Here is a 23,750-nt window from a genome sequence, read left to right as displayed (position 1 = left end):
TTTATTAGTCATGGACGAAATATTAGAACGTCTCAAAATTATTGAGAAACATGTTTTAGACAGAAACATTATTGTAAAAAACGTATTAAGCTTTAACGAAGCCTGTAAATTTTTGGAATTATCACAATCCCATTTATACAAGCTTACAAGTACGGGAACCATTCCACATTACAAACCGAATGGTAAGAAGATTTATTTCAACAGAGCAGAATTAGAACAATGGTTATTGAGTAACCGTGTTGATTCACAAGATGAAATCGAACAGCAAGCTGCCGATTACCTAATTAAGAAAGGAGCGGTAAGGTTATGACTGAAATAATCGATCTACTCTTGGCACTCTCACAAGAAATAAAGGACATTAAAACACGTATCGAAGTGTTAAGGCAATCGAGAGTTGAACGCCTAAAAGATTCGTGGTTAGACAATCAAGATGTATTGCAAATGCTTCATATAAGCAAGCGAACACTGCAAACATTACGAGCGAACGGAACACTGCCATACAGTAGAATAAAAGGCAAGTTTTATTACAAGGTTTCCGATATCGAGCAGTTGCTTCAAGATAACTACTACAACCATAATTTCAAGTGTCATGGAAATAAGTAGAGAAGCAATATTAGACAAAACACATTATGGCTTAAAGATTTATGCCTATGTGTTAAGACAGTATTATCCTGAAACAACAGTCCTTTCCTTAAAGGGAAGGGACTGCGGGATAACCCGAAACCCTTTTAATGGTGGTAAAGAAACCTTACGGATACATATTGATGGTGTAATAGCAACACATCGGGACACAGAACTAAAGACCTTTAACGGTGATGTATTCGATTTTGCACAATACCATTTTAGAATAACCGATGAAGAAGAATTGTTACTCAAGATTAACCAAGAGCTGCATCTAAATTTAGAAGTAAAAGAAAAAGATGATTTAGAATGGCTTAATGATCCAGATGATACCTGGTATGCAAACTGTAGCTTCTACAAAGCGCCAGTTCGCAATGTGTTTCCTTCGGAAACTTTGCGATTACATCAGGTATTTGCATTAATCACAAGTGATAAATACAAAAGGTTTACTGAAGATTTAAGAGCAATAACCGATGTAAAAGAAGCACGTAGATTCAAAGCGAATCACTTTGATTACGTCACCTTTTCAGGAACGTTTGAAAAGCGAAACGATAACAATTTGTTAGAGCATTCCAATCTATTAACTATTGATTTCGACCATTTGGAAAATCTTCAAGAGTTAAAAAAGCAATTGCTAAACGATGAGTACTTTGAAACCGAAATGCTATTCACATCACCATCTGGCGATGGCCTAAAATGGATTATCAGAATAGATATTTCAGAGGTAACGCATTCAGAGTATTTCACGGCAGTAGCCAATTATATTAAGCATACTTATAACATAGAGGTTGACCAATCAGGTAAAGACGTTTCCAGAGCGTGTTTCTTACCATACGACCCAAAAGCCTTTTTACATAAAAGACACCAAGCATTATGACAAAAATATTTAATCCAAAAGAATGGTTGGAAGTTCCAGAAGAACAACCGCAACCAACAAGCAACAACGCAACAACAAAAGTTATTGCTGTTGCTGATAACGACATTGAAACCTACATTTCTGCAATTGAGCAATCAGGTATAGACATTACAGGCAATTATGCCACTTGGAGAGATTTAGGATTTGCTTTAGCTGAAGAATATGGAGAAACAGGAAGAGACTACTTCCGTATAATAAGCAAAAACTATGTAGGTTATGATTCAAAAGAATGTGACGAACAATTCAATAAATGCCTAAATGCAAAAGGTCACGGCATTAGCATTGCTACCTTTTATCATTACGCACATCAGTCAGGTATAAAACCGACTAAACAACAAAACAACAACGAGGTTGCAACAAATGTTGCAACTGTTGTTGATCCATCAGAGCAAGCAATGCCAACAATACCTGATGAGGTATTTAATACCTTACCGCAGTTTTTACAACAAGTTGTAAATCCTGCGAGTAGTCAAGAGGAAAAGGATATTTTGTTATTGGGAGCTTTAACGGCTTTTAGTGCTTGTTTTCCTAAACTCTTTGGTATTTACGACCAACGTAAGGTTTTTAGTAATTTATATTTATTTGTTACCGCACCTGCATCTGCAGGTAAAGGCAGACTTAACCAAATTAAAAATTTGGTAGATCCTGTGCATAAATTAAAACGTGAGCAAGCCAAAGTATTAAAACAACAATTCAATACAGAAAATGCAGCTTACAATATGAATAAGGGTAAAGATGAAAATTTAGAAAAACCAAGCAAACCACCAGAAAGAATGCTGTTTATTCCTGCAAATAATAGTGTAACTGGAGTCTATCAATTAATTTCAGACAATGAAGGTAAAGGTTTGATTTTTGAAACTGAAGGCGACACGTTAGCTCAAGCCTTTAAAAGCGATTACGGTAATTATAGCGATGGTTTTCGTAAAGCTTTCCATCACGAAACAATAAGTTACTATCGTAGAACCGACAGAGAGTATGTAGATATTGAAAAACCGTGTTTATCAACAGTATTGTCCGGCACACCCAAGCAAGTGGCAACTCTAATTCCTAATGCCGAAAATGGATTGTTTAGTCGCTTTATGTTCTACTATATGAATATAAAGCCCACTTGGAAAAACGTATTTTCAAACAATAACAATGTTGGGTTAGATGACTATTTCTCACAATTAGGAAATGAGTTCTTGGGCTTATATAAAACATTAAAGAATAATCCAGAAATCGAAGTAAGACTAACAATCCATCAGCAACAGCAATTCAATACATTTTTCGAATCCTTGCAAACCAAATACATCAACCTGCAACCCGAAGAGTATATTGCAACTATAAGGCGTTTAGGCTTAATTGCTTTTAGAATAATGATACTATTTACAGCATTCCGTATTATGGAAGATGGTGATGTGAATCAAGTTAAAGAATGTGAAGATATAGATTTTGATAGTGCTCTAACTATCATTTCTATTTTAGTAAAACATAGCAGTAAAGTCTTTAATGATTTGCCTATTGAGCAGAAAGCGGTAAAACGTTTAAACAGAAAGGAACGGTTTTTAGAAAGCTTACCCAAGCAATTCAGCAGGCAAGACTATTTGGATTGTGCAGATAGTCATAAAATTCCACACAAAACGGCAGAAGGATATATAGCAAAATTCATCGAATCTGGACTTATACATAGAGACAATCATAATAATTATTCAAATGTTACAAAAAATAGAGAATAGGAGGCTGGGGATATTCATATACTGGAAGGAAAGTTTGAAAACCGAGAGACAATTTTACAACGAAATACATTAGGAGTTGTTATTAGTATAATAATTTCCAGATAGTTATTGAAATTCTATTTTTTGAAAATCCCCTTCAAACTTATGCCTATAGTATTATGCAAAATATCTTTTACACTATACCCTAATGACAATGTTTTGCTATTTATAATTTTATCTAAACTAATTAAATGAAATTCACAGAACATAGCTGTATTAATGCTTTTGTCAATTTCTCCTTTCAGTTGCCCTTCGTCCAATAACTTTTTAACAATACCAAAGATTATTTCGCAACGATTTTGGTCGTAAATTCTATAAGCTTCAGCGTGGTATTTTTGCAAGTCTAAATGAAAAATAGGTGGAACTTGTATTAAGTAATTCACAGCATATTCATAAATCTTGTTTATTTTCTTTATTGGGGATTCATTTTCAGCTAAAATTTTGTCAATGGCTAAAAAATGCCTCTCAAAAAGAAAATGAACGACATTCTTTACCAAATCCTTCTTTCCGGAAAAGTGTACATACAATGTTTTTTTAGAAATTCCCATGTTAAAAGCTATATCATCCATTGTTACTACTTTGATGCCATAACTTTCAAATAATTCAAGAGAATTAACAATAATGTTCTTTTTTAAATTCATTGTTTAAGTACTTGGTTCTACCTTCAATTATTTCTTTATTAGGTAATTTTGAATAATGGCATCAAAGGAATACTTACCACTTCCAAGTATAAACAACACTATATATATCAGCAAGTAATGAAGTCCTAATTCCTGTTTTGAAAATGGATCATTACCATGTATCAAGAATACGGCTACCAACATGGTGATTATTAAAGGAATTGACGCGAGTCTTGTGCCCAATCCTATTAAAATTAAAATAGAGCATACCACTTCTGATAATACGGTAAGAGCCAACGAAAATGTTGGGCTCATTCCCATAACTCCTGGAAATTGGATTTCACCACTAAACAACATTTGAAGTTTAGGGAGTCCGTGCACCAGCATGAATGTTGCGATGCCAATTCTTAAGATTAATAAAACAGTACTTACAGTGTTTATCTTGAAATCTATATTAAATAGTTTGTTCATAAGTGTTAATAAAATTGTTAACCTATTTTTACTGAAGTCATAGTAAGGGATCCTCCAACAGGTTTATCGTTAAATAATGTTAGGTTTTCGTTTTCTTCTTTTAAAGCCAATGTATAAAGCAAGGGCAGATAATGTTCAGGTGTTGGAATGGCCAAATCAAAGGCTTTTCCTTGCGATTTAAAATCGATAAGGTTTTGATGGTCTCCACTTAATATGTGGCTTTTCATCTTCTCATTAGCTTCAATAGCCCAACCATAAGCATATTCATCATTTAGTTTATCCCAAGCAACTTTACGTAGGTTGTGTACCATATTTCCACTTCCAATTATTAAAATACCTTTGTTGCGTAGGCTGTTTAGTTCCTTTGCAAGTTCATAATGATATTTTGCAGGTTGCGAATAGTCTATGCTCATCTGTATTACTGGAATGTCTGCATTTGGGTATAAATGCTTGATAACACTCCATGCGCCATGGTCAAGTCCCCATTTGTCATCTAATCCAACTTCGGTCAGAGTGATGATATTTTTGGTTTCTTGTGCCAATTCTGGGCTTCCTGGTGCAGGATATTGCACATCAAACAAGGCTTGTGGAAATCCACCAAAATCGTGAATGGTAGGCGGATTTTGCATGGCTGTTACAAAAGTACCTTTGGTTTCCCAATGTGCCGAAATACAGAGAATCGCATTTGGCCGCACCAATTCTTTCCCTAGTTGTTTAAAGTTTGCTACAAATTCATTTTCTTCAATGGCATTCATAGGGCTTCCATGACCAAGGAACAACACGGGCATTTTTTCTGTGCGACTCATTGTTGAGGTCATTTTATTTAAATCTTTTAAATTCATACTCGAACTTGCAAGTGGCAAAAGTGCCAAGGATTTTAAAAATTGTTTGCGATTCACTTCATAAAAAAGTTATGAAATTTGCTTTACAAATTGAACTTCTGCATTAATCTTCACTTCATTACCAACCATAACGCCTCCTGCTTCCAAGGCAGCATTCCAGTTAAGTCTAAAGTCTTTACGGTTTAATTTTCCATTAATAGAGAAACCTGCTTTTTCGTTTCCGTATGGGTCTTTCATAAAACCTCCAAACTCGGTATCAAGCGTGATTTCTTTGGTAACACCTTTAATGGTTAGGTCACCAACCAACTTATACTCATCATCATCTCCTTTTTTAAGGGAAGTGCTCTTAAAAGTGATTTCAGGAAATTGTTCTACTTCAAAAAAATCAGGACTTTTTAGATGTGTGTCCCTATCATTGTTATTGGTTGATATAGAACTGGCATCAATTTTTGCGGAAAGGGTTGAATTTGTAAAATCTTCACCATCAATAGAGGCTTCAAAAGTTTTAAACTCTCCTTTTACGTTAGAAATCATTAAGTGCTTAACTTTAAATGTTATTTCGCTGTGCGCTGGGTCTATTGCCCATGTTGTTGTTTTCATAAAAATTATATTTAATGTTTAATGCAAAGTTACTTACATACATTGGTGCAGGTGTTACACTATTCGGTAGTTGAGTTGTAGATTTAGGAAGGAAGGATGTTTTTCATATCGTTCCAGAACCCATTTGGTGATTGATTAGACTAACACTCAATTATTTTGATAGGGTTTTGGCAACTTATTCTTTTAAAAATTTTATTACCGGTTGAATAAAACTATCAAACTTCTCAATATGAGGTAAATGCCCTATATTTTCTAATTCCACTAATTGTGCATTAGGAATTTCCTTTTGGGTTCTTTTACCCAATTCATTATAAAGCCCCATGGTTTTTCTAACATCTTCAGAAACAAGCGGTTTTCCAAGAGCCGTTCTATCTCTTATGCCAATAATTAAAAGTGTTGGAGCGGTAATATTTTTAAATTCGTAAACCACAGGTTGCGTAAAAATCATATTATAGGTTAATGCTGAATTCCATGCAATTTTTTTATAATCTGAATTTAATGTCCAACCCGCTAATAGGTTCACCCATTGATCATATTCAGATTTCCATTTGTTGTCATAATAGTTTTCTAATTGATATTTCTTTATGCCGTCATAACTACTTTTAAGTTCATTTTGATACCACCATTCCACAGGTTTGTATGGTGCTTTTAGTTTCCAATCTTCCAATCCAATAGGGTTTTCTAATATTAGTTTTGTGATTGTTTTAGGGTACATTAAGGCAAAACGTGAAGCTAGCATACCTCCCATAGAATGTCCTAAAATGGCTGTTTCCTTTATGTTTAAAGTATCAAGTAGCGTTTTGGTATTTTGTGCTAATTGTTGAAAGGTATATTGAAAATGTTCTGGTTTCGAGGATTTACCAAACCCAATCTGATCGGGTACGATGACACGAAAACCTTCTTTGCTTAATGCTTCGATTGTTGTTTTCCAATAAGCTCCATTAAAATTTTTTCCATGAAACAAAACAATGTTTTTACCATTGTAATTTTTAGGGGTAATATCCATATAAGCCATTTTTAAATCTTGCTCTTGTATTTTCAACTCCAAAATAGAAACAGCATAAGGATATTGATAGTTAGACAATTCAATGTCCAACCATTGTAGGCTATCAGATTGTGCTATCGTAAACTGAAAAGTAATTAAAAAGGTTAATATAGATAATAAGTTCATTTTCATCGTTTTTATATTTTATGGATTGTTGTTTATGTAATATCTGTTAGCAAAATGATTTTTGAAAAATGAGCATTTTCAGCTTTATTAATTGAACAACATAAAGACACAAACAGGTAAGCGTTTGTTTGTTAAACTCTTCCTTAGGTGAGTTGTGCATTTGGGTGAGTATATTTTTGTACCGTCCCTAAACTCGCTTGACGATTATACAGACTTCTTTATTAGATGGCAACAACGTTAGTGCATTAAGCCAATTTAATCGGAGTCAAATTATCTGTTTCTTCGGGAGTAAAAAGTCTGTAATGAATCTGAAAGGTTTTTCCGAGTGGTGTTTCGAGTGAAAATCCTCCAGCTCCAAATCCGTCGGTTACATCGAGTGTAAAATGAGAATGTTTCCAGTATTCAAACAAATCGTGATCCACCCAAAATTCGCATCCTTCCACTTCTCCGATACAAACATCATTCATCCGCAAATAAATACCTCCTTTTTCAAAACATTGTGGTTGTGTACCTTCGCAACATCCTCCAGCTTGGTAAAACATTAGTTCACCGTGTTTTTTTTGCAGCACTTTGATTAAATCATTTGCTTTTTCTGTACTGTCTATGCGAGATATCATAATTTATTGATTTTGGTTGTTAAAAAAAGAGCAAACCCTAAATGGAATTTGCTCTTTTCAAAACGTTAATTAAAAGAATCCTTGTTTTTTCTTGTCATAAGAGATTAGCATATTCTTGGTTTGACGGTAATAGCCTAACATCATTTTGTGGTTTTCTCTACCGAATCCAGATAGCTTATATCCTCCAAACGGAGCTCCTGCAGGATACGCATGGTATTGGTTTACCCAAACTCTACCAGCCTGAATGGCTCTTGGTACCTGATACAATTCGTGTGCATCGCGAGTCCAAACACCTGCCCCTAGACCGTAAAGGGTATCGTTAGATATTTCTATGGCTTCTTCAACTGTTTTAAAAGTTGTAACTGCCAATACAGGTCCAAAGATTTCTTCTTGGAAGATTCGCATTTTATTGTGTCCTTTAAACAAGGTTGGTTTGATGTAATATCCACCTTCCTGATCGCCGTCCAACTTAGCAGCTTCACCACCAGTTAATAATTCTGCTCCTTCCTCTTTTCCTAACTTCAAATAAGATAAAATTTTGTCATACTGAACTTTAGAAGTTTGTGCTCCCATCATCGTGGTTTTATCTAACGGGTTGCCCATTTTGATGGCTTCAACTCTTTCGATAACCCTTGCAATAAATTTGTCGTAGATATCTTCTTGTATAAGCAATCGGGTTGGAGCTGTACAGATTTCTCCTTGGTTTAGGGCAAACATAACTGCGCCTTCAATTGCTTTGTCCAAGAAGTCGTCATCTTCATCCATTACGGAATTAAAGAAGACGTTAGGTGATTTTCCTCCTAACTCCATAGTCACAGGAATGATGTTTTCAGTAGCGTATTGCATCACTATACGTCCTGTTGCAGTTGAACCAGTAAAAGCAGCTTTTGACACTTTCTTATTTGTAACCAAAGTTCTTCCCAGCTCAGAACCGAAACCGTTTACGATATTCAGCACGCCTGCAGGAAGTAAATCTTCAATTAATTCCATCAGAACTAAGATTGAAGTAGGTGTACTTTCTGCTGGTTTTAAGACAATAGTACAACCTGAAGCCAAGGCAGGAGCAAGTTTCCATACCGCCATTAAAATCGGGAAGTTCCACGGAATGATTTGCGCTACGACTCCAATCGGTTCGTTAACGATTAGGGAAACTGTGTTTTGATCCAGTTCGCTAAGAGAACCTTCTTCTGCTCTAATAACACCTGCAAAATAGCGGAAATGATCAATTGCTAAAGGAATATCTGCATTCATTGTTTCCCGGATTGCTTTTCCGTTGTCGATGGTTTCAACTGTCGCAATGTATTCCAGGTTCTCTTCAATTCTGTCTGCAATTTTGTTCAGAATGATGCTTCTTTCGGTTGCAGAAGTTTTACTCCAAGTTTTAAAAGCTTCGTGAGCCGCATCTACAGCCAAGGTAATATCCTCTGCGGTAGAATGTGCAGCTTTGGTAAATACCTTACCGTTAATTGGAGAAATATTGTCAAAATACTTTCCCTGTGCAGGAGGTGTCCATTTTCCGTTGATGTAGTTATCGTATTTTTCCTTAAATTCTGGCCAAGCCAATATTGTTTCTTTACTCATAATTATTGTATTTAGATTATTTTTTTTTGTTAAAAAGACATAATTGTATTATTTTTCAGTAAAAGGTAACATCATATTTAAAGTAATTATGCCTTTAGTAAACCAGTATAACTGTTTTAAGCAAGGTACAATTTTTTTACTCCCTTTCCCTTAATTTTTGTATTTTTAACTATTATAACGTCTTTATTTTCATATGTTTTCAACAAAAATCTAGACTATATTAGCATGTTTTTGCTTGCTGATTTTATTAAGCAATACTAAGTCATCCTTGTCTAATTTTAATGATGTACTCGACAAGATTTGCTCTAGTTGCTCTTTGGATGTTGCGCTGGCAATGGGACCACCAATATGAGGTTGAGCAGATAACCAAGCCAATGAAACCGTTGCAGGAACGGTATTGTGTTTTTCAGCTATTTGGTCCAAAGCATTTAAAATATTCAAACCTTGTTCATTCAGATACTGAGCCATTCTTTGTCCGCGCGGGCTTTTGCTAAAATCAGTTTCCGAACGATATTTTCCTGTTAGAAAACCTGCCGCTAATGCGAAATAAGGGAATACCGTTAAATTATATTCTGCAACGATGGGTGCATAAACGGTTTCGTATCCTTTTCGCTCTACTAAATTGTACAAAGGCTGCAATGCCTGATATTTAGGAAGGTTGTTTTTCTCTGAAAATTCCAATGATTCACGAAGTCGCTCCGGAGAAATATTTGAAACCGCAATGTGTTTTACTTTTCCAGCTTTTACTAACTCATGAAACGTTCTAAGGGTTTCTTCTATTGGTGTTTTTTCGTCGTCGTAATGCAAATAATACAAGTCGATGTAATTGGTTTGCAATCTTTCCAATGATTTTTCAACCCCTTCCAAAATGTGTCTTCTGCTAGAGTCTGTTTCGTGTACTCCGGTAGGTCCGCCTACTTTTGTGGCAATAATTACTTTGTCGCGGTTACCTCGGGCTTTCATCCATTTTCCAATGATGGTTTCCGATTCTCCACCAACACCTCCGTTTATCCAATATGAATACATATCTGCTGTATCGATAAAGTTAAAGCCTGCTTCGATGAAAGCATCTAATAATTCAAAAGATTTTTGCTCGTCTAAAGTCCATCCGAAAACGTTTCCCCCTAGGTTGAAAGGTGCTACTTCTATGTCTGTTTGTCCTATTTTTATTTTTTTCATTTTAAATTGTTTTATAAAAATTAATGTGTAACCTTTTTTATAAAGATTATTTTAAATTGGGTAACCCATTAATTTAATACGCTGCTGTAAATCGTTCTTGATGATGTTTTGGACTTTCAACTTCATCTAATATAACAACAGCTACATCTTCTCCTGATAGACTAGATACATTGTTTTGATCAAAAACTGGATTGTCTTTTCCTAAACGGTATTGGCCTGTTCTACCTGTAGTTATTCCAGGATGCATATCAATTGCGGGACTAAAAAATGCCCAATCAATATCTTTTTCCTCTTTTAAAATATTCAGATAATCCCTTGCAGCAGTTGCTCCAGGTTTTATTTCTTTAGGAAAATCAACCATATCTACTATTTGTTGCTTTTCAGTTGTATAGAGACTTCCCGCACCGCCAATAACTATTAGTCTTTGAGCACTCGCTTTTTTTACGGCTTCTTGAATTGATTTAGAACCGGCAATAAAATCCTCATAAATATTAGGGTTTGTCCAACCAGCATTGAATGCGCTGATGACAACATCTTGTCCTTTCAATGCTTCAGTAAGCTTCTCTACATTATTGACATCCACAGAAATTTTATTCACTTTTTTATCTATGATTGTATCTGTATTTCTAGCAATTGCAGTTATTTCAAAGTCTCTGTTTCTTGCTTCATTCACTAATTTGGAACCTAAAAACCCTGTTGCCCCAATGATTACTATTTTCATAATTGTATTGTTTAATATCACAATTGTGCTTATATCAATTTGTATCGGTGTTTATGTCCATCCCAACACAATAAGCTGGTATAATGCAAATACCCGTTTCAGAATCGCAGAAAGGCGGAATTCCATGGTTTTCTTTCGTTTTCATAAAAATTATATTTTAATGTTTAATGCAAAGTTACTTACATACATTGGTGCAGGTGTTACACTATTCGGTAGTTGAGTTGTAGTTTTTGGTATTATAGGGATTTACGTTTAATAAATCAGGGCCACTTGAAGAATTACAAGCGTGACAAACTACAAACACAATCATGAAAAAACCAAACTCAAATAATCCATCAATTTTTGTGACCCTATAATTTAATCATTCATTTCACCATCAATAAGTTGTTGGCGACTTAATTTTAATTTTATAAAGTTTCTTTTTTGGGCTTGATACTATTTTAGTTTAGATATTTATTTTTTTGTGTTTGAAGGGTAGGGTATAAATTCATCTTCATCCCCCTTTATTTTATCAAATGTTTGCGCTATCCATTTTTGTTTTGCATCAGCTATCAATGCCTTGTCCGATGAAACAAAATTCCAATCTATGAAGCGTTCTTCAGGGAAAGGTTCGCCACCAAAGATGTAAATAGTACTGTTTTCCTGAATGGTAAATTCGCATAAACTACTGTCTTTGCTTACCAATAACTGCTTAGGGCCGTAAACATGACCATCACTTTCAATCGCACCTTGAAGAATGTATAACCCCGATTCCCCATAAAGATGTTCACCTATATTTACAGATTCCTTACCTGTGCTTTTTATTTCAAGCATAAACAATTTACTGTAAACCGGGACGGGTGATTTTTTTCCAAAAGCTTCTCCTGCCACCAATTTAAACTCAAGCTTACCTTCTTTCCAGGTAGGTATTTGGTGTTTGTCTACATGAAAAAACTCCGGTTCCATTTGTTCCAACACCTTGGGCAGAGCCACCCAAATTTGCAAACCGTGCATGAGTTTATCCGAATCCCTTAAATAATCTGGCGTCCGTTCAGAATGCACAATTCCTTTTCCTGCTGTCATCCAGTTTACGGCGCCAGGTTTTATTTCCACATGATTGTCTAAAGTATCTCTATGCATGATGCTTCCCTCAAATAGAAAAGTAAGTGTTGAAAGTCCTATATGTGGATGAGGAAGTACATCAAAATTTTCTCTTTCGTTTAACTTAACGGGCCCCATGTGGTCTATATAAATAAACGGACCTACCATTCTTTTTTGCCTGAACGGCAATAACCTGCCCACCATAAATTTTCCAATATTGGCAGCTCTTTCTTCAATAATTAGATTAATGTTTGACATAATGGTTGTTTTTGAATAAATTAATATTATATGTCTATAATTTATTGGCAGGACTTAAATTTACTATTTTTCTGGCACTATCCGACGCTATGATTAATCCTGCTCCCATCATAATAACATCTTTTAATACCAATCTACCTGCGCCAGAGAGATATGGGAATCCAAATTGAGGGGTAGGAAAGTCACCTCCCAAATTAGGAACATATACTTCTGGCGTAGTAATTAAAAATGTAAGGGTAACCAATGACATTCCAAAAGTTAGTAGCCCTCCAAAAAATCCTATCTTGGAATACCATATCCCTAATAAGGTAAGTAACCCAATCACAATAATTACAGCACCCAAGCCATAAGAAAATAGGTAAGTACCATTTGCTTTATGCCAGTCAATGTTTTTTTGTACGGTTTTGCCTTCAGGGTTTTTGTATGCCTTGTATTCTGGGGCATCTTTAGTATAAAAGAAGCCCATTAGCGGACTATTGGCAACAAATGGCACAATACCATCGGCTTCATATTGAAATGCCTTTAAGCCCCCAATCCATACCATAACTATAAATATGGAAAACCGTGTAAGATTTATAAATTGAGATTGGCTGTTTGCTATTAATTCGATAAGCTTTTGCATATTTTATTTAGTTATTTTTTAATTAAACATTACCATAAATATTTGATTCCCCACCATCAATAGCTATGGTCTGACCATTGACATATGATGCCTCTTCGCTTAAAAGAAAAGCAACCACATTAGCAACTTCATTTGGTAAGCCTAATCTTTTGGCAGGATTACGTTGTGCATATTCAGTTTCTGCTGCTTTTGGATCTTCTGGATTTACTTGTTTAAACGCTTCTGCAACCATTGGAGTTAAAATTGCTCCAGGAGCAATGGCGTTTGTATTTATTCCATCTCTACCATATTCAAGAGCGGCGTTTTTTGTCATTCCAGAAACGGCGTGTTTACTAGCAACATAAGGCACTTGGTTTAATACGCCACGAATACCACCAACGGAAGCAACATTAACGATACGCCCGTGTTTTTGTTTTTGCATCACCGGAATAACATAGCGCATCCCATAATAAACACCCATCAAATTAATATCAATCACCTTTTTGAAAATGTTTATATCATACTCGGTGATACTTGCTTGTTTCCCTTCAATCCCAGCATTGTTATATAGACCATCAATTCTCCCAAACGTTTTTACAGTTTCCGTTACATAGTTTTTTACGGCCTCTTCATTCGATACATCAGCCACCACGGTGTGAATTTTTACCAAAGGAAAATCTTCGTTAATTTCAGCTTTAGCTTCTGCTAAACCTTTTTCATTATAATCTACTAATGTGAGATTAATGCCTTTTGAGGCGAGTTCTTTCGCTGTGGCTAAACCAAGTCCCATGGCTGCTCCAGTAATAATGACTACTTTGTTTTCTAAATGTTTCATGTCTTTATTCTTTTTAAATTGTAATTATTTTGTTTAATGTGTTTTTAATTTTGCAAGCATCTCGTTCGTCAAGGGTTCTGAATAAATGCCATAACCATTAACGAGTACACCTTTTAAATTGTACTTTTCAGATGAAATCGCATATAATATAGCACCATCGGCAGGGTCAGATTGTCCTTCAAACCGAAAAAACTTATCAATTTGAAATTCCGAAGGACTCAATTTTAATTGCTCACTTGGGCAATGGATACAATAGCCGCTTAAATTGAAATCTATATTATAACCATCAGCTTTCAATCGATTCATAGTGACAGATAATGTTGAATAATTTTTCATCGTAATTATATGTAATGGTCAAAACTTCTTTCTCCTACTTCTCTGAAACACATAAGGTTTTAAGGTAACTACGTTCCACTATACCACTAAAAATTAGTAGTGCTGTAAAAATTAGCAGAAAGTAGAATAGAAAACCTGTAAGCCCTGCCTTTAATACAAATATGGTTAGAAAAGCTCCTATTAAATATCGGATATAAACTTCTTGTTTGCTCAATTTTTGTGTTCTAAATTTTTTTATGATTTCTAATTTTTAAAGGATTATAAATCCTTGGTTTATAATTTACTATTGCTTGGCAAATTGTAAGTGTACTATAATAGTTACATCTTTACCAATACCAGCTGCTGCTGGATCATAATTAATGTTATAATCAAATCTATTAATGCTTGTGGTGGCTTTCAAGCCTAATTTTTCTCCTTGGTCACTCTTGGCGATACCTCCATAGTGCACATCAAAAATCACGTCTTTGGTAACATTTTTAATGGTCAATATTCCATAGAGCAAAAAATGGTCTGGCTTGCCAGTTGCTAATATTTTAGTGCTCTTAAATTGCATCGTAGGGTATGTTTCTACCTCAAAAAAATCTGCACTTCTTAAGTGATTGTCTCTGTTCTCCACATTGGTGTTGATACTTTTGGTTTGAACAGTAAAATCAAAACTCGCAGTCTCAAGTGCATCACCATTAGTGGTGAGTTGTCCAGTGTATTCCAAAAATTTACCGTTTACAATACTGATTCCAGAGTGTGAAATATTAAAATTCAAGGAAGAATGGTAAGGGTCAACTTTCCATTGGGTCTGTGCGTAAGTACCAACTGTTATAAAGGTCATTACTAATAAATACAGTGCTTTTTTCATAATCTTATATATTTAAATGGTTTAAATGTTATTTGATTACAAAGGTAGAAACAACACCTAGGTAAGGTGTTACACTTTTCGGTAATAGAGTTGTAGTTTTAAGAAGTAAGCATGGTTTTCATCTCGCTCCTAAATTCTCCAGGAGTTTGTCCAGATTTTTTTTTGAAGACATTCGAAAAATAGGAATTCTCATTGTAACCCAGTTCATAGGCAATTTCGGCTATTGTTTTATCAGTAGATACTAATAAGTTTTTAGCTTCAATAAGTTTTCTAGTCTCAACAATTTCTGATACGCTTTGTTGTAGTATGTTTTGGCAAATTAAATTGAGGTTTCGACTACTCATAAATAATTTTTCAGCATAAAAATTCACTCCTAATGGTCGTCTAAAATTTTCCTCTAATATCAAAAGAAAATTAGTAAAAGTTTCATTTTGCTGTTTAGAGATGCCATTTTCTTCTTGCTTATTTTTTTTAGATAAAATGAGTAAAATAACAGCATTTAGCAAATGCCTAATAAGTGAAAAACTAGGTGATGAGTGTGTCAACTCGTTGTGCATCATTTCTGTTAGTATAGGAATACGGCCAGTCTTTCTATCTACAGGCCAAAAAATATTGGCGTCATTATGAAAAGTAGCATATAATTGAAAGATGATTTCTGCTGCAAATTCACTTTGAAACCTTATAACCCATACATCACATTTACCATCTTTCAAAATGGGTTTTACGCGATGAACCTTGCCTTTGGTAATAAAACAAACATAAGGAGCTTCTACCACAGTGGTTTCAAAATCTATAAAATGCTCTATAGCGCCTTCCTTTCCAATAAGTATTTCCTCAAAATTATGAATGTGAGGCTCATTGCTTGATTTGGCAACTTGTTTTGCGTCCTCTACACCAAACTTAAATATATGTACTGGCTCATCCATTTTTTTAAAACACGTTAAATAGTTGCCGTAAAACGGTAATGCCCTAAAGTTACAATTTTTAAACCAATTACTTTTATTAATAAATTTAACGTTAAGGAATTTAAGGAAATCAAGTATTTAAGGAAATCACATAGTATATGTCAGTCTATAACCTTACTTTTTGGTTGTTAATGTCAGTTTATAAGCTGACGAAATATTTGTTTATGTCAGGTTAAAACCTTACGTTTGTAAATAATATGTCAGTCTAAAGCCTTACGTTATGAACAAGAAGAGATTACAATTAGAACAATTAGACCGAAAATTAAGAGGGTTTAATACAGCTGCTCAAGTAACGCCACCACCCACTGGTTGGCTCAAGGCGGTAAGAGTATCTTTGGGTATGTCTTTACAGCAGTTGGCAGATAAATTGTCTATTACAAAACAGAGTGTACAGGAGATTGAAACAAGGGAAAAAGAAGGGAACATCACCCTCAAAACCTTAAAGGATACTGCCAGTGCGCTCGATATGCAATTGGTATATGGCTTCGTGCCTAAAGATGGTACGTTAGATGATTTAATAGAGCGAAAAGCCAAAGAATTGGCAATACGCATTGTATCCAGAACGTCTAATACAATGAAATTGGAAGATCAAGAAAACTCTAAACAGCGCATTAAAAAAGCGATTGAAGAGCGCACAGCCATTATTAAAAACGAAATGCCAAAAATGCTATGGGATTAAACTTGGACTACATAGATGGGCAAACCCCAATTGATGAAGAAGAAAAAGAGGGCTTACTCATAGAAACCATATCCACTAAAGGCGAATTGGACGAGTTCGAACAACTCAATATCGAAGAAGCCTTACAGTGGATATTTGGTAAAAAGTTCAAACCCCAACAGGTGTTCACAGAAAAATTTATTTGTGACTTACATAAGCGTATGTATGGCAATGTGTGGGCGTGGGCTGGAACATTCAGAAAAACAGAAAAAAACATAGGGGTTAAGAGTTATCTAATCCCAATGCAGTTAAAAGCGCTTTGTGATGATACGCTGTTTTGGATAGAAAACGAAACCTATCCACCAGAGGAAATCGCTATTTACTTTAAACACCGTTTAGTAAGCATCCACTGTTTCCCTAATGGAAATGGGAGACATAGTAGATTAATGGCTGACATTATTATTGAAAAGCTATTTGGTAAAGAACCCTTTTCTTGGGGTGCAGCAAATCTCTCTAAAGATAGCGATACACGTAAAGCGTATCTTAAAGCAGTAAAACAAGCCGATAATAACCACTACAAACCCTTATTAAACTTCGCTCTGTCTTAATTAATAACAGCTCAATTTATAATCAGTTATCATAAAGCGGTCTTTCCTTTTTGTATTAAAAACGACCTACAATTCGACTTTGGGACCCATAGCTGAAATGTCCGTTAAAAACAAAAAGCTGTTTGAGAAATGTATTTCGAGTTCTTTTTGTTTAGGACATAAAGCGTAATGGGTAAATAAGAATTGTAAGCCTAGATTTTTTTGTTTCTTTTTTGATCAATGCAAAAAAGAATAAAATAATCACTTAATTCCTCAATATCCTCAACGTCCTCATTCCCTCTTTTTTGTCATTGCGAGAAGCGAAGCGACGTGGCAATCTAAAAAGACTTATATGAGTGTTCACCAAAACAGCCTGTTCAGTGTCACTGAACACGTCAGAATAATGAACAGAATTTGAGTAACAAACTCATATAAAGGGCTTTATTCAGCTCCTGTAAATTCATGCAAAACTGTAAAAGATTTACGGAAAACCGTATCAAAAACCAATTGTTAAAAACTACCTTTAAATTTCTGTTTTCCTTTAAGGGTTCTTTGTTTTCTTTTCTTATTTTTAAGGAATTAAAGTCTCCCTAAAGACAGATTAATGTATAGCAACTTGTGCAATGTTACTAGCATTGCCATGTATTGTCATGCGATTTTTTAAATATAATATGGAATGCAATTACAAATTATTCAAAATAAAATCTATCAGATACATGGTGAGCGTGTAATGCTCGATTTCGACCTTGCAGAGTTGTATGAGGTTGAAACCAGAGTCCTTAAACAAGCTGTAAGAAGAAATCTCGATAGATTTCCGGATGACTTCATGTTTGAACTTTCCAAGGAAGAGTATGATAACTTGACATCACAAAATGTGATCTCAAGTCATGGAGGCAGACGTTATATGCCCTTTGCTTTTACAGAGCAAGGTGTAGCTATGTTATCAAGTGTATTGAAAAGTAAAAAAGCAGTTTAGGTAAACATATCTATTATCAGGGCATTTGTGGTATTGCGTCAACATTTAGCAGATTACAAAGACCTTAAAGAAGCCATTGCTGTTTTAGAAAAAGAAATCGACCATTTTTATTTTCAATGTCTATTAGTTAAAAAGAAATTACAACAAGTGGATAAAAAGTATTTTAATATTCAATATATGCGAGATTCGCGAATACAAAAATTTATAATATAAAATGTATGAGCAAATGAATACTAAATTCAAAGACATCAATCAGGCATTACATTACTTATTAAATAAAGATCAACAACAAATCAATCAATCAAACCGTAAACCTATAGGCTTCAAAACAAAGAACAAAGAGTAAATGGCATTATTTCAAACATCAGTAATAAAAACATATCTGGCGCAACAAGATAATTCAATAATAGAGCGTGCCTATAAAAAATATACCAAGTATTTTCATAATGCTACCATTCAAGAGAATATTAAAAACTCTAAAGAAGAACAGTACCAGGCAAAGTTTCTGGATGAGCTGTTTGTAAATGTCTTGGGTTATACGCTAAATCCAAAGCCTGATTTTAATATCACTACCGAGTTTAAAAACCAAAAAGGCGCAGGTAAAGCAGATGGAGCTATTTTAAAGGAAGCTAAAGCAATTGGCGTAATTGAACTAAAGGGAACCAATACCAAAGATTTAGAAAGCATCCGCAAACAGGCATTCGATTATAAAGCCAACCAAAAGGGTTGTGTGTATGTCATCACATCCAATTTTGAGAAGTTGCGATTTTACATCAACGATGCTACCGAGTTTTTGGAATTTAACCTATTTCAGTTAGCACCCGAAGAATTTGCTTTAATGTACCTATGCTTACAAAAGGATAACATTCTTAACAATCTACCGCTAACAATAAAAGAAGCCTCTTTAGTTGAGGAAGACAAGATTACCAAACAGTTTTACAACGACTATTCCGTATTTAAACGCGAACTCTTTAGAGACCTCGTAAAACGAAATACCAAACGCATTAAATCCGAAAAGCCTGCCCCGAGCGGAGTCGAGGGGTCATTGCGAGGAGGTACGACGAAGCAATCTCTTGATACTATCGTCACTTCGAGTGATTCACAAAGTGAATCGTATCGAGAAGTAGACGACCTAAAATCCCTCGAAAAAAACGTCAAACTATCCCTATTTAAAAAATCACAGAAGCTCATAGATCGTTTTCTATTCATTTTCTTTGCTGAAGATAGAGACCTTTTACCACCAAACTCTACCATCCAAATTCTGGACAAGTGGAAAGCTGATATCGATTTTGGTGATGAACGTCCATTGTATAACCTCTTTAAACAATATTTTCATTTCTTGGATGAAGGTAGAAAAGGCACAACCTCAAGAGCCGAAATTTATGCCTATAATGGCGGATTGTTTAAACCGGATGCCATTCTCGATAGTTTAGAGATTGATGATGATTTGCTGTACAAACACACTTATAAACTCGCTAAATACGATTTTAGTAGTCAAGTAGATGTCAATATTTTAGGTCACATTTTTGAAAACTCACTCAACGAAATAGAAAGCGTTAATGCCGAAATTGAAGGTGGCGAGTTCGATAAGCAAAAGAGTAAGCGTAAAAAAGATGGCGTGTTCTACACACCCAAATACATTACCAAATACATTGTAGAAAATACCGTTGGTAAATTGTGCCAAGAGAAAAAAGACCAATTAGGTTTTAAAGAAGAAGCCTATTTCGAGATAAAAAAGGGAACACATCAAAACACCAAAAAACAACTATTAGAGGTTTTAGATAATTACAGAGCGTGGTTACTACAAATCACTATATGCGACCCTGCTTGTGGCTCTGGAGCATTTTTAAACCAAGCTTTGGATTTTCTCATTAAAGAACACCGTTACATCGATGAGCTAAAAGCAAAAGTATTAGGTGGTGGCCTTATATTAAGCGATATAGAAAACACCATTTTAGAAAACAATATTTATGGCGTAGACCTTAATGAAGAATCTGTAGAAATTGCCAAACTATCGCTTTGGTTACGCACCGCACAACCACGACGAAAACTCAACGATTTAAGCAACAACATTAAATGTGGTAACTCATTAATTGATAGCAAAACCGTTGCAGGAGATAAAGCCTTTAATTGGCAACAAGAATTTCCACAGATATTTGATAAAGGTGGTTTTGATGTAATAATTGGGAATCCGCCTTATGTAAGACAAGAACTGTTTAAGGATATTAAGCCATATTTAGAAAAACATTATAAATGCTATAATAGTGTTGCCGATTTATACACATATTTTATTGAAAAAGGGATTAATTTAATGAATGAAAGAGGACTATTTTCATTCATTTTACCAAACAAGTTCTTAAAAGCCACTTATGGTAAACAAATACGAAAAGTGATTAAAGAAGAATCCAATTTAGAATTACTTTTTGATTTTGATGATTACCCTGTTTTTGCAGATGCTACTACCTATCCAATTATCTATGTCTTGAACAAGAATAAAGAAGATAACAAAAAGTCGTTTGTGTATTCTGAAATCAATAAAAGAACAAGTAGCTCTGACCCCATAAATACGCTTGAAACTAATAAAGTTATTGTTCCTTATGAATCATTAACTGAAGATATGTGGAACTTTATTGATGTAACTTCATTTGAAATATTAAACAAATTAGCAAACGATTCCATTGAATTAGGTAAATATGTCAACAAGAAAATTTATAGAGGTTTAACAACTGGAAGAAATGAAGCGTTTATAGTTGATGGAGAAAAGCGAAAAGAATTAATAGCTAAAAACTCTAAAAATGCTGAAAGAATTAAAGTTTTAGCAACAGGAAAAGAAGTAAAAAGAAATCATTTTAATTTTCAAGATAAATACTTGTTGTTTACTGGGTATGATGATGATATACCAAATCTATATCCTGATATCCAAGAAGAGTTAGATAACTACAAGGATGCTTTAATAAAAAGATACGACCAAGGCGAAAATTATTGGAATTTAAGAGCGTGTGCATACTATGAAGAAATGCAACAACCAAAAATAATCTATCCAAGAATTAACAATAGAGGTAATTTTTATTTTGATGAAAAAGGAGAAGTTTTCTTGTTGGACAATAACTTTTTTATCTCAACAGATTCTAAAGCATTATTAGCTCTTTTAAATTCCAAATTGGTGTTTTTCTATTTAAAGAATGTTTGTACAACATTACAAGGTGGTTTTTATGATTTTAGAAGAGATAAAATAACAACCATACCAATTTCCAACAAGTTTAAAGATATTGATTCCGAATTATCGAAATTAAGCAATAATCTAATTGAACTAAATGATAGTAGTAATAAAGTTCAAGATTCCTTTAGAAAATATTTCTGTATCAAATTTAATTTAGAAAAGTTATCAGGAAAACTCGAAAACTGGCACGAGTTAGACTTTGCAGACTTTATAAAAGAGCTCAACAAAGCCATTAAAAAAGCAGGTGGCACATCGCTTACCAAAAAAGACGAGTTTGAGTGGTTAGAACTTTTTGAGGATAACAAGAAAAAAGCCCAAGCATTACAAACCCAAATCAACCAAACAGAAAAGGAAATCGATGATATGGTGTATGAATTGTATGGCTTAACACAAGAGGAACGAGAAATAGTGGAGAACAGTTAGATGAGTGAGAAAGTTTACATATTTGGGGATGAGTTTGGTACTTCTACATTAAATCAAAATGATGTAAAGAACATTACACATTTTGTTTATGCTGCAATTGTAGTAAAAGAATCGAATTTAGACAAGGCAAGAGAAGTACGAGATAGTATAAGTGTGAACTTTTTTTATGGCAACCCTATTAAATCAAATTCAAAAGTTCTAAAGGATGAAAAGAAAAGAATTGAAATTTTAGAGTATTTGATTAAAAATCTAAACTTCATTATTTATCTACTTGTTGTTGATAAGGAAAAGTTATCAAAGGACACAGGAGGTTTAAGATTTAAAGAGGTCTTCTACAAATATTTTAGAGGGATTTTTGTTTCTCAAATCAACAATAACTTTTCCGAGTTTGAGATTTTTATGGATAATTTGATTAGCGAAAAATATAGCAGCGAACTAAAAAATTATATCCAACAAAATTATCAAAACAATTTTTTTGAACAATATCATATTTCAGATGATAAAGAAGAACCTCTTATTCAATTGGCCGATTTAATAGCTGGGTCTTATGGTAGAGTTTTTAATGCTTCATTTATATCCAATAATAGTGAGGATATATTTTACACTTTAAAACCAATCACACCTAATATAACTTTCTTCCCTGATAAGGTCGCCAATAAAACCTTTGTTGTGAATCCTGAAAAGCAAATAGATTCAGAAGTTTATGAAATTGTTCGTAATGACGCGATTAAGATTTATGATGAAATTGCTGATGATATTTCGAAAGCTGTACTTGATTATTTGCTCTGGCACCAAAAAGTTCTTCCATTTAAGTATGCTCAAACATATGAAATTACTAATGCATTAAAATATTATACTGGTAAAGAGCTTTCAATTGAAAATTTACGCATAATTGTTAAAGAATTAAGGTTTAAGGGAATAATTATAGTTTCATCATCGAGTACAAGTGGATATAAGTTAGCTGTAAATAAATCAGATGTTCATACCTATTTTACCCATTACCTTAATTATATCTTACCAATGTTAAAAAAGATTGAAATAGCAAATGGTGTTTTTGCCAATAAAACAGTTGGAGATTTTATTCCATTATCAGATATGGAAGAACTTAAAAATTTAGTAGAAACTTTGAGTATTAAATAGATGTCAAGAGTAAACGCATTATCAAATTTCAGAAAAGATAACAATATCTTCTTTTTAGACTTGGAGTTACAAACCTTTCGCAATTATGCAAAGTTTGTCGAAGACCATTTTGACAATTCCTTAACCAATCACGAAAAGGAGTATTCTGAAATAATGGCAAAGATTGAAGCTGAACCTAAAAAGTATGCCGATGAATATTTAAACCATTTACAAGATACTTTGGTTGAAAAGGTAATCGAGATTGATAGGGATTTTGTACAAAGTTTCAGAGCTTCAATGATTACACAATTGTTCTCTTTTATAGAACGGACTATTCAAGACGTGTGTAACTCTTATTGTTTAATGCACGATAAAGAGTTTGGTTTAGATGATTTACGTGGTAATAGTGAATTTGAAAAGGCAAAGTTGTTTTTAACAAGAGCTGCTAAAGTTGATATTAAAAAATTAGAACCTCATTGGTCATATATAAATAATTTAAGGAGAGTTAGAAATTGTATTGTACACAATAACAGTACAGTCTTTGGTGATGAAATTAGTAAATATAAGACGCTAAAATCCTTTTCTAAAGGAAGATATATTTTATTGGAGAAAGATAGGGACATAGTTTATTACCACTTGGTATTTGATAAAAAGAATTTTATTAACGAAATCATTGAAAATATTTTAGGTCTATTTGAAAAACTTGAAAAGTACGATGTCTATTTATAACCTATAATTACTCGCTA

At 34.0% G+C, this 23,750-nt stretch carries 25 protein-coding genes; 10 read left to right on the top strand and 15 right to left on the bottom strand.

Annotation, left to right across the window (positions count from 1 at the left end; all coding sequences use genetic code 11):
- The first annotated feature begins 10 nt into the window (after nt 1-10).
- Genes ACRHNM_RS06240 through ACRHNM_RS06225 form a run of 4 tightly spaced genes read left to right on the top strand, consistent with a single transcriptional unit; the run spans nt 11 to nt 3,252 of the window.
- Nucleotides 11-310, top strand: coding sequence for a helix-turn-helix domain-containing protein (locus ACRHNM_RS06240; protein WP_431134772.1), 300 nt, complete (start codon nt 11-13; stop codon nt 308-310).
- Nucleotides 307-603, top strand: coding sequence for a helix-turn-helix domain-containing protein (locus ACRHNM_RS06235; RefSeq protein ID WP_431134770.1), 297 nt, complete (start codon nt 307-309; stop codon nt 601-603). Before ACRHNM_RS06240 ends, ACRHNM_RS06235 begins: the two co-directional genes overlap by 4 nt.
- Entirely contained in the window at nt 590-1,498 is a 909-nt protein-coding gene (locus ACRHNM_RS06230; protein ID WP_431134768.1) for a BT4734/BF3469 family protein, read from the top strand. Before ACRHNM_RS06235 ends, ACRHNM_RS06230 begins: the two co-directional genes overlap by 14 nt.
- On the top strand, nt 1,495-3,252 hold the full coding sequence (locus ACRHNM_RS06225; protein WP_431134766.1) for a DUF3987 domain-containing protein: 1,758 nt from the start codon (nt 1,495-1,497) through the stop codon (nt 3,250-3,252). Before ACRHNM_RS06230 ends, ACRHNM_RS06225 begins: the two co-directional genes overlap by 4 nt.
- A gap of 116 nt (nt 3,253-3,368) precedes the next feature.
- On the opposite strand, the gene ACRHNM_RS06220 is transcribed toward ACRHNM_RS06225, so the two are convergent.
- The 15 genes from ACRHNM_RS06220 to ACRHNM_RS06150 all read right to left on the bottom strand — a co-directional run bounded on the left by ACRHNM_RS06220 (nt 3,369) and on the right by ACRHNM_RS06150 (nt 15,982).
- A complete protein-coding gene (locus ACRHNM_RS06220; protein WP_431134764.1) occupies nt 3,369-3,932 on the bottom strand; it encodes a TetR/AcrR family transcriptional regulator in 564 nt (187 codons plus the stop codon).
- A gap of 27 nt (nt 3,933-3,959) precedes the next feature.
- A complete protein-coding gene (locus tag ACRHNM_RS06215; protein WP_431134762.1) occupies nt 3,960-4,382 on the bottom strand; it encodes a DoxX family protein in 423 nt (140 codons plus the stop codon).
- Between the two features lie 17 nt (nt 4,383-4,399).
- Entirely contained in the window at nt 4,400-5,224 is an 825-nt protein-coding gene (gene ygiD, locus ACRHNM_RS06210) for a 4,5-DOPA dioxygenase extradiol (RefSeq protein WP_431134760.1), read from the bottom strand.
- 69 nt (nt 5,225-5,293) lie between these two features.
- Nucleotides 5,294-5,824 carry a YceI family protein gene (locus tag ACRHNM_RS06205; RefSeq protein WP_431134759.1) on the bottom strand — a complete coding sequence of 177 codons (531 nt, stop codon included), beginning with the start codon at nt 5,822-5,824 and terminating at the stop codon, nt 5,294-5,296.
- Nucleotides 5,825-5,999: 175 nt separating this feature from the next.
- Complete coding sequence (locus ACRHNM_RS06200) at nt 6,000-7,001, bottom strand: alpha/beta fold hydrolase (RefSeq protein ID WP_431134757.1); 1,002 nt, start codon at nt 6,999-7,001, stop codon at nt 6,000-6,002.
- 239 nt (nt 7,002-7,240) lie between these two features.
- Nucleotides 7,241-7,612: a DUF779 domain-containing protein gene (locus ACRHNM_RS06195; RefSeq protein WP_008610598.1), complete on the bottom strand. Its 372-nt coding sequence runs from the start codon at nt 7,610-7,612 to the stop codon at nt 7,241-7,243.
- Nucleotides 7,613-7,681: 69 nt separating this feature from the next.
- On the bottom strand, nt 7,682-9,193 hold the full coding sequence (locus ACRHNM_RS06190) for an aldehyde dehydrogenase family protein (RefSeq protein ID WP_431134755.1): 1,512 nt from the start codon (nt 9,191-9,193) through the stop codon (nt 7,682-7,684).
- Nucleotides 9,194-9,403: 210 nt separating this feature from the next.
- Nucleotides 9,404-10,372: an aldo/keto reductase gene (locus tag ACRHNM_RS06185; RefSeq protein ID WP_008610596.1), complete on the bottom strand. Its 969-nt coding sequence runs from the start codon at nt 10,370-10,372 to the stop codon at nt 9,404-9,406.
- A 73-nt stretch (nt 10,373-10,445) separates the two neighbouring features.
- Nucleotides 10,446-11,093: an NAD(P)-dependent oxidoreductase gene (locus tag ACRHNM_RS06180; RefSeq protein ID WP_008610595.1), complete on the bottom strand. Its 648-nt coding sequence runs from the start codon at nt 11,091-11,093 to the stop codon at nt 10,446-10,448.
- A gap of 453 nt (nt 11,094-11,546) precedes the next feature.
- Nucleotides 11,547-12,431: a pirin family protein gene (locus ACRHNM_RS06175; protein WP_431134752.1), complete on the bottom strand. Its 885-nt coding sequence runs from the start codon at nt 12,429-12,431 to the stop codon at nt 11,547-11,549.
- A 34-nt stretch (nt 12,432-12,465) separates the two neighbouring features.
- Nucleotides 12,466-13,053, bottom strand: coding sequence for a DUF417 family protein (locus ACRHNM_RS06170; protein WP_431134750.1), 588 nt, complete (start codon nt 13,051-13,053; stop codon nt 12,466-12,468).
- A 22-nt stretch (nt 13,054-13,075) separates the two neighbouring features.
- The gene (locus ACRHNM_RS06165; RefSeq protein ID WP_431134748.1) at nt 13,076-13,867 is read right to left on the bottom strand and encodes a glucose 1-dehydrogenase; all 792 of its coding nucleotides are present in this window, start codon (nt 13,865-13,867) and stop codon (nt 13,076-13,078) included.
- A gap of 33 nt (nt 13,868-13,900) precedes the next feature.
- Nucleotides 13,901-14,203 (bottom strand): phosphoribosylpyrophosphate synthetase, encoded by a 303-nt coding sequence (locus tag ACRHNM_RS06160; RefSeq protein ID WP_431134746.1) that lies wholly within the window; start codon nt 14,201-14,203, stop codon nt 13,901-13,903.
- A gap of 283 nt (nt 14,204-14,486) precedes the next feature.
- The gene (locus ACRHNM_RS06155; protein ID WP_431134744.1) at nt 14,487-15,056 is read right to left on the bottom strand and encodes a YceI family protein; all 570 of its coding nucleotides are present in this window, start codon (nt 15,054-15,056) and stop codon (nt 14,487-14,489) included.
- A 98-nt stretch (nt 15,057-15,154) separates the two neighbouring features.
- The gene (locus ACRHNM_RS06150; RefSeq protein WP_431134742.1) at nt 15,155-15,982 is read right to left on the bottom strand and encodes a helix-turn-helix domain-containing protein; all 828 of its coding nucleotides are present in this window, start codon (nt 15,980-15,982) and stop codon (nt 15,155-15,157) included.
- Nucleotides 15,983-16,241: 259 nt separating this feature from the next.
- On the opposite strand from ACRHNM_RS06150, the gene ACRHNM_RS06145 reads away from it, so the two are divergent.
- The 6 genes from ACRHNM_RS06145 (at nt 16,242) to ACRHNM_RS06120 (ending at nt 23,733) form a co-directional block, all read left to right on the top strand.
- Nucleotides 16,242-16,700: a mobile mystery protein A gene (locus ACRHNM_RS06145; protein ID WP_183477848.1), complete on the top strand. Its 459-nt coding sequence runs from the start codon at nt 16,242-16,244 to the stop codon at nt 16,698-16,700.
- Between the two features lie 2 nt (nt 16,701-16,702).
- Entirely contained in the window at nt 16,703-17,287 is a 585-nt protein-coding gene (locus ACRHNM_RS06140) for a mobile mystery protein B (RefSeq protein ID WP_431134740.1), read from the top strand.
- A 655-nt stretch (nt 17,288-17,942) separates the two neighbouring features.
- Nucleotides 17,943-18,242: an ORF6N domain-containing protein gene (locus ACRHNM_RS06135; RefSeq protein ID WP_431134738.1), complete on the top strand. Its 300-nt coding sequence runs from the start codon at nt 17,943-17,945 to the stop codon at nt 18,240-18,242.
- A gap of 346 nt (nt 18,243-18,588) precedes the next feature.
- Nucleotides 18,589-21,885, top strand: a complete 3,297-nt coding sequence (locus ACRHNM_RS06130; protein WP_431134737.1) for an Eco57I restriction-modification methylase domain-containing protein — start codon at nt 18,589-18,591, stop codon at nt 21,883-21,885.
- Nucleotides 21,886-23,025, top strand: a complete 1,140-nt coding sequence (locus ACRHNM_RS06125; RefSeq protein WP_431134735.1) for a DUF3800 domain-containing protein — start codon at nt 21,886-21,888, stop codon at nt 23,023-23,025.
- A complete protein-coding gene (locus ACRHNM_RS06120) occupies nt 23,026-23,733 on the top strand; it encodes a hypothetical protein (RefSeq protein ID WP_431134733.1) in 708 nt (235 codons plus the stop codon). It begins immediately after the preceding gene.
- The last annotated feature ends 17 nt before the right edge of the window (nt 23,734-23,750 follow it).

This window comes from Psychroserpens mesophilus (genome assembly GCF_050617655.1).
GTDB classification, from domain to species: Bacteria; Bacteroidota; Bacteroidia; order Flavobacteriales; family Flavobacteriaceae; genus Psychroserpens; species Psychroserpens mesophilus_A.
Note: the sequence above shows the minus strand (reverse complement) of the source record. Positions and strands in the feature narration are given on the sequence as shown.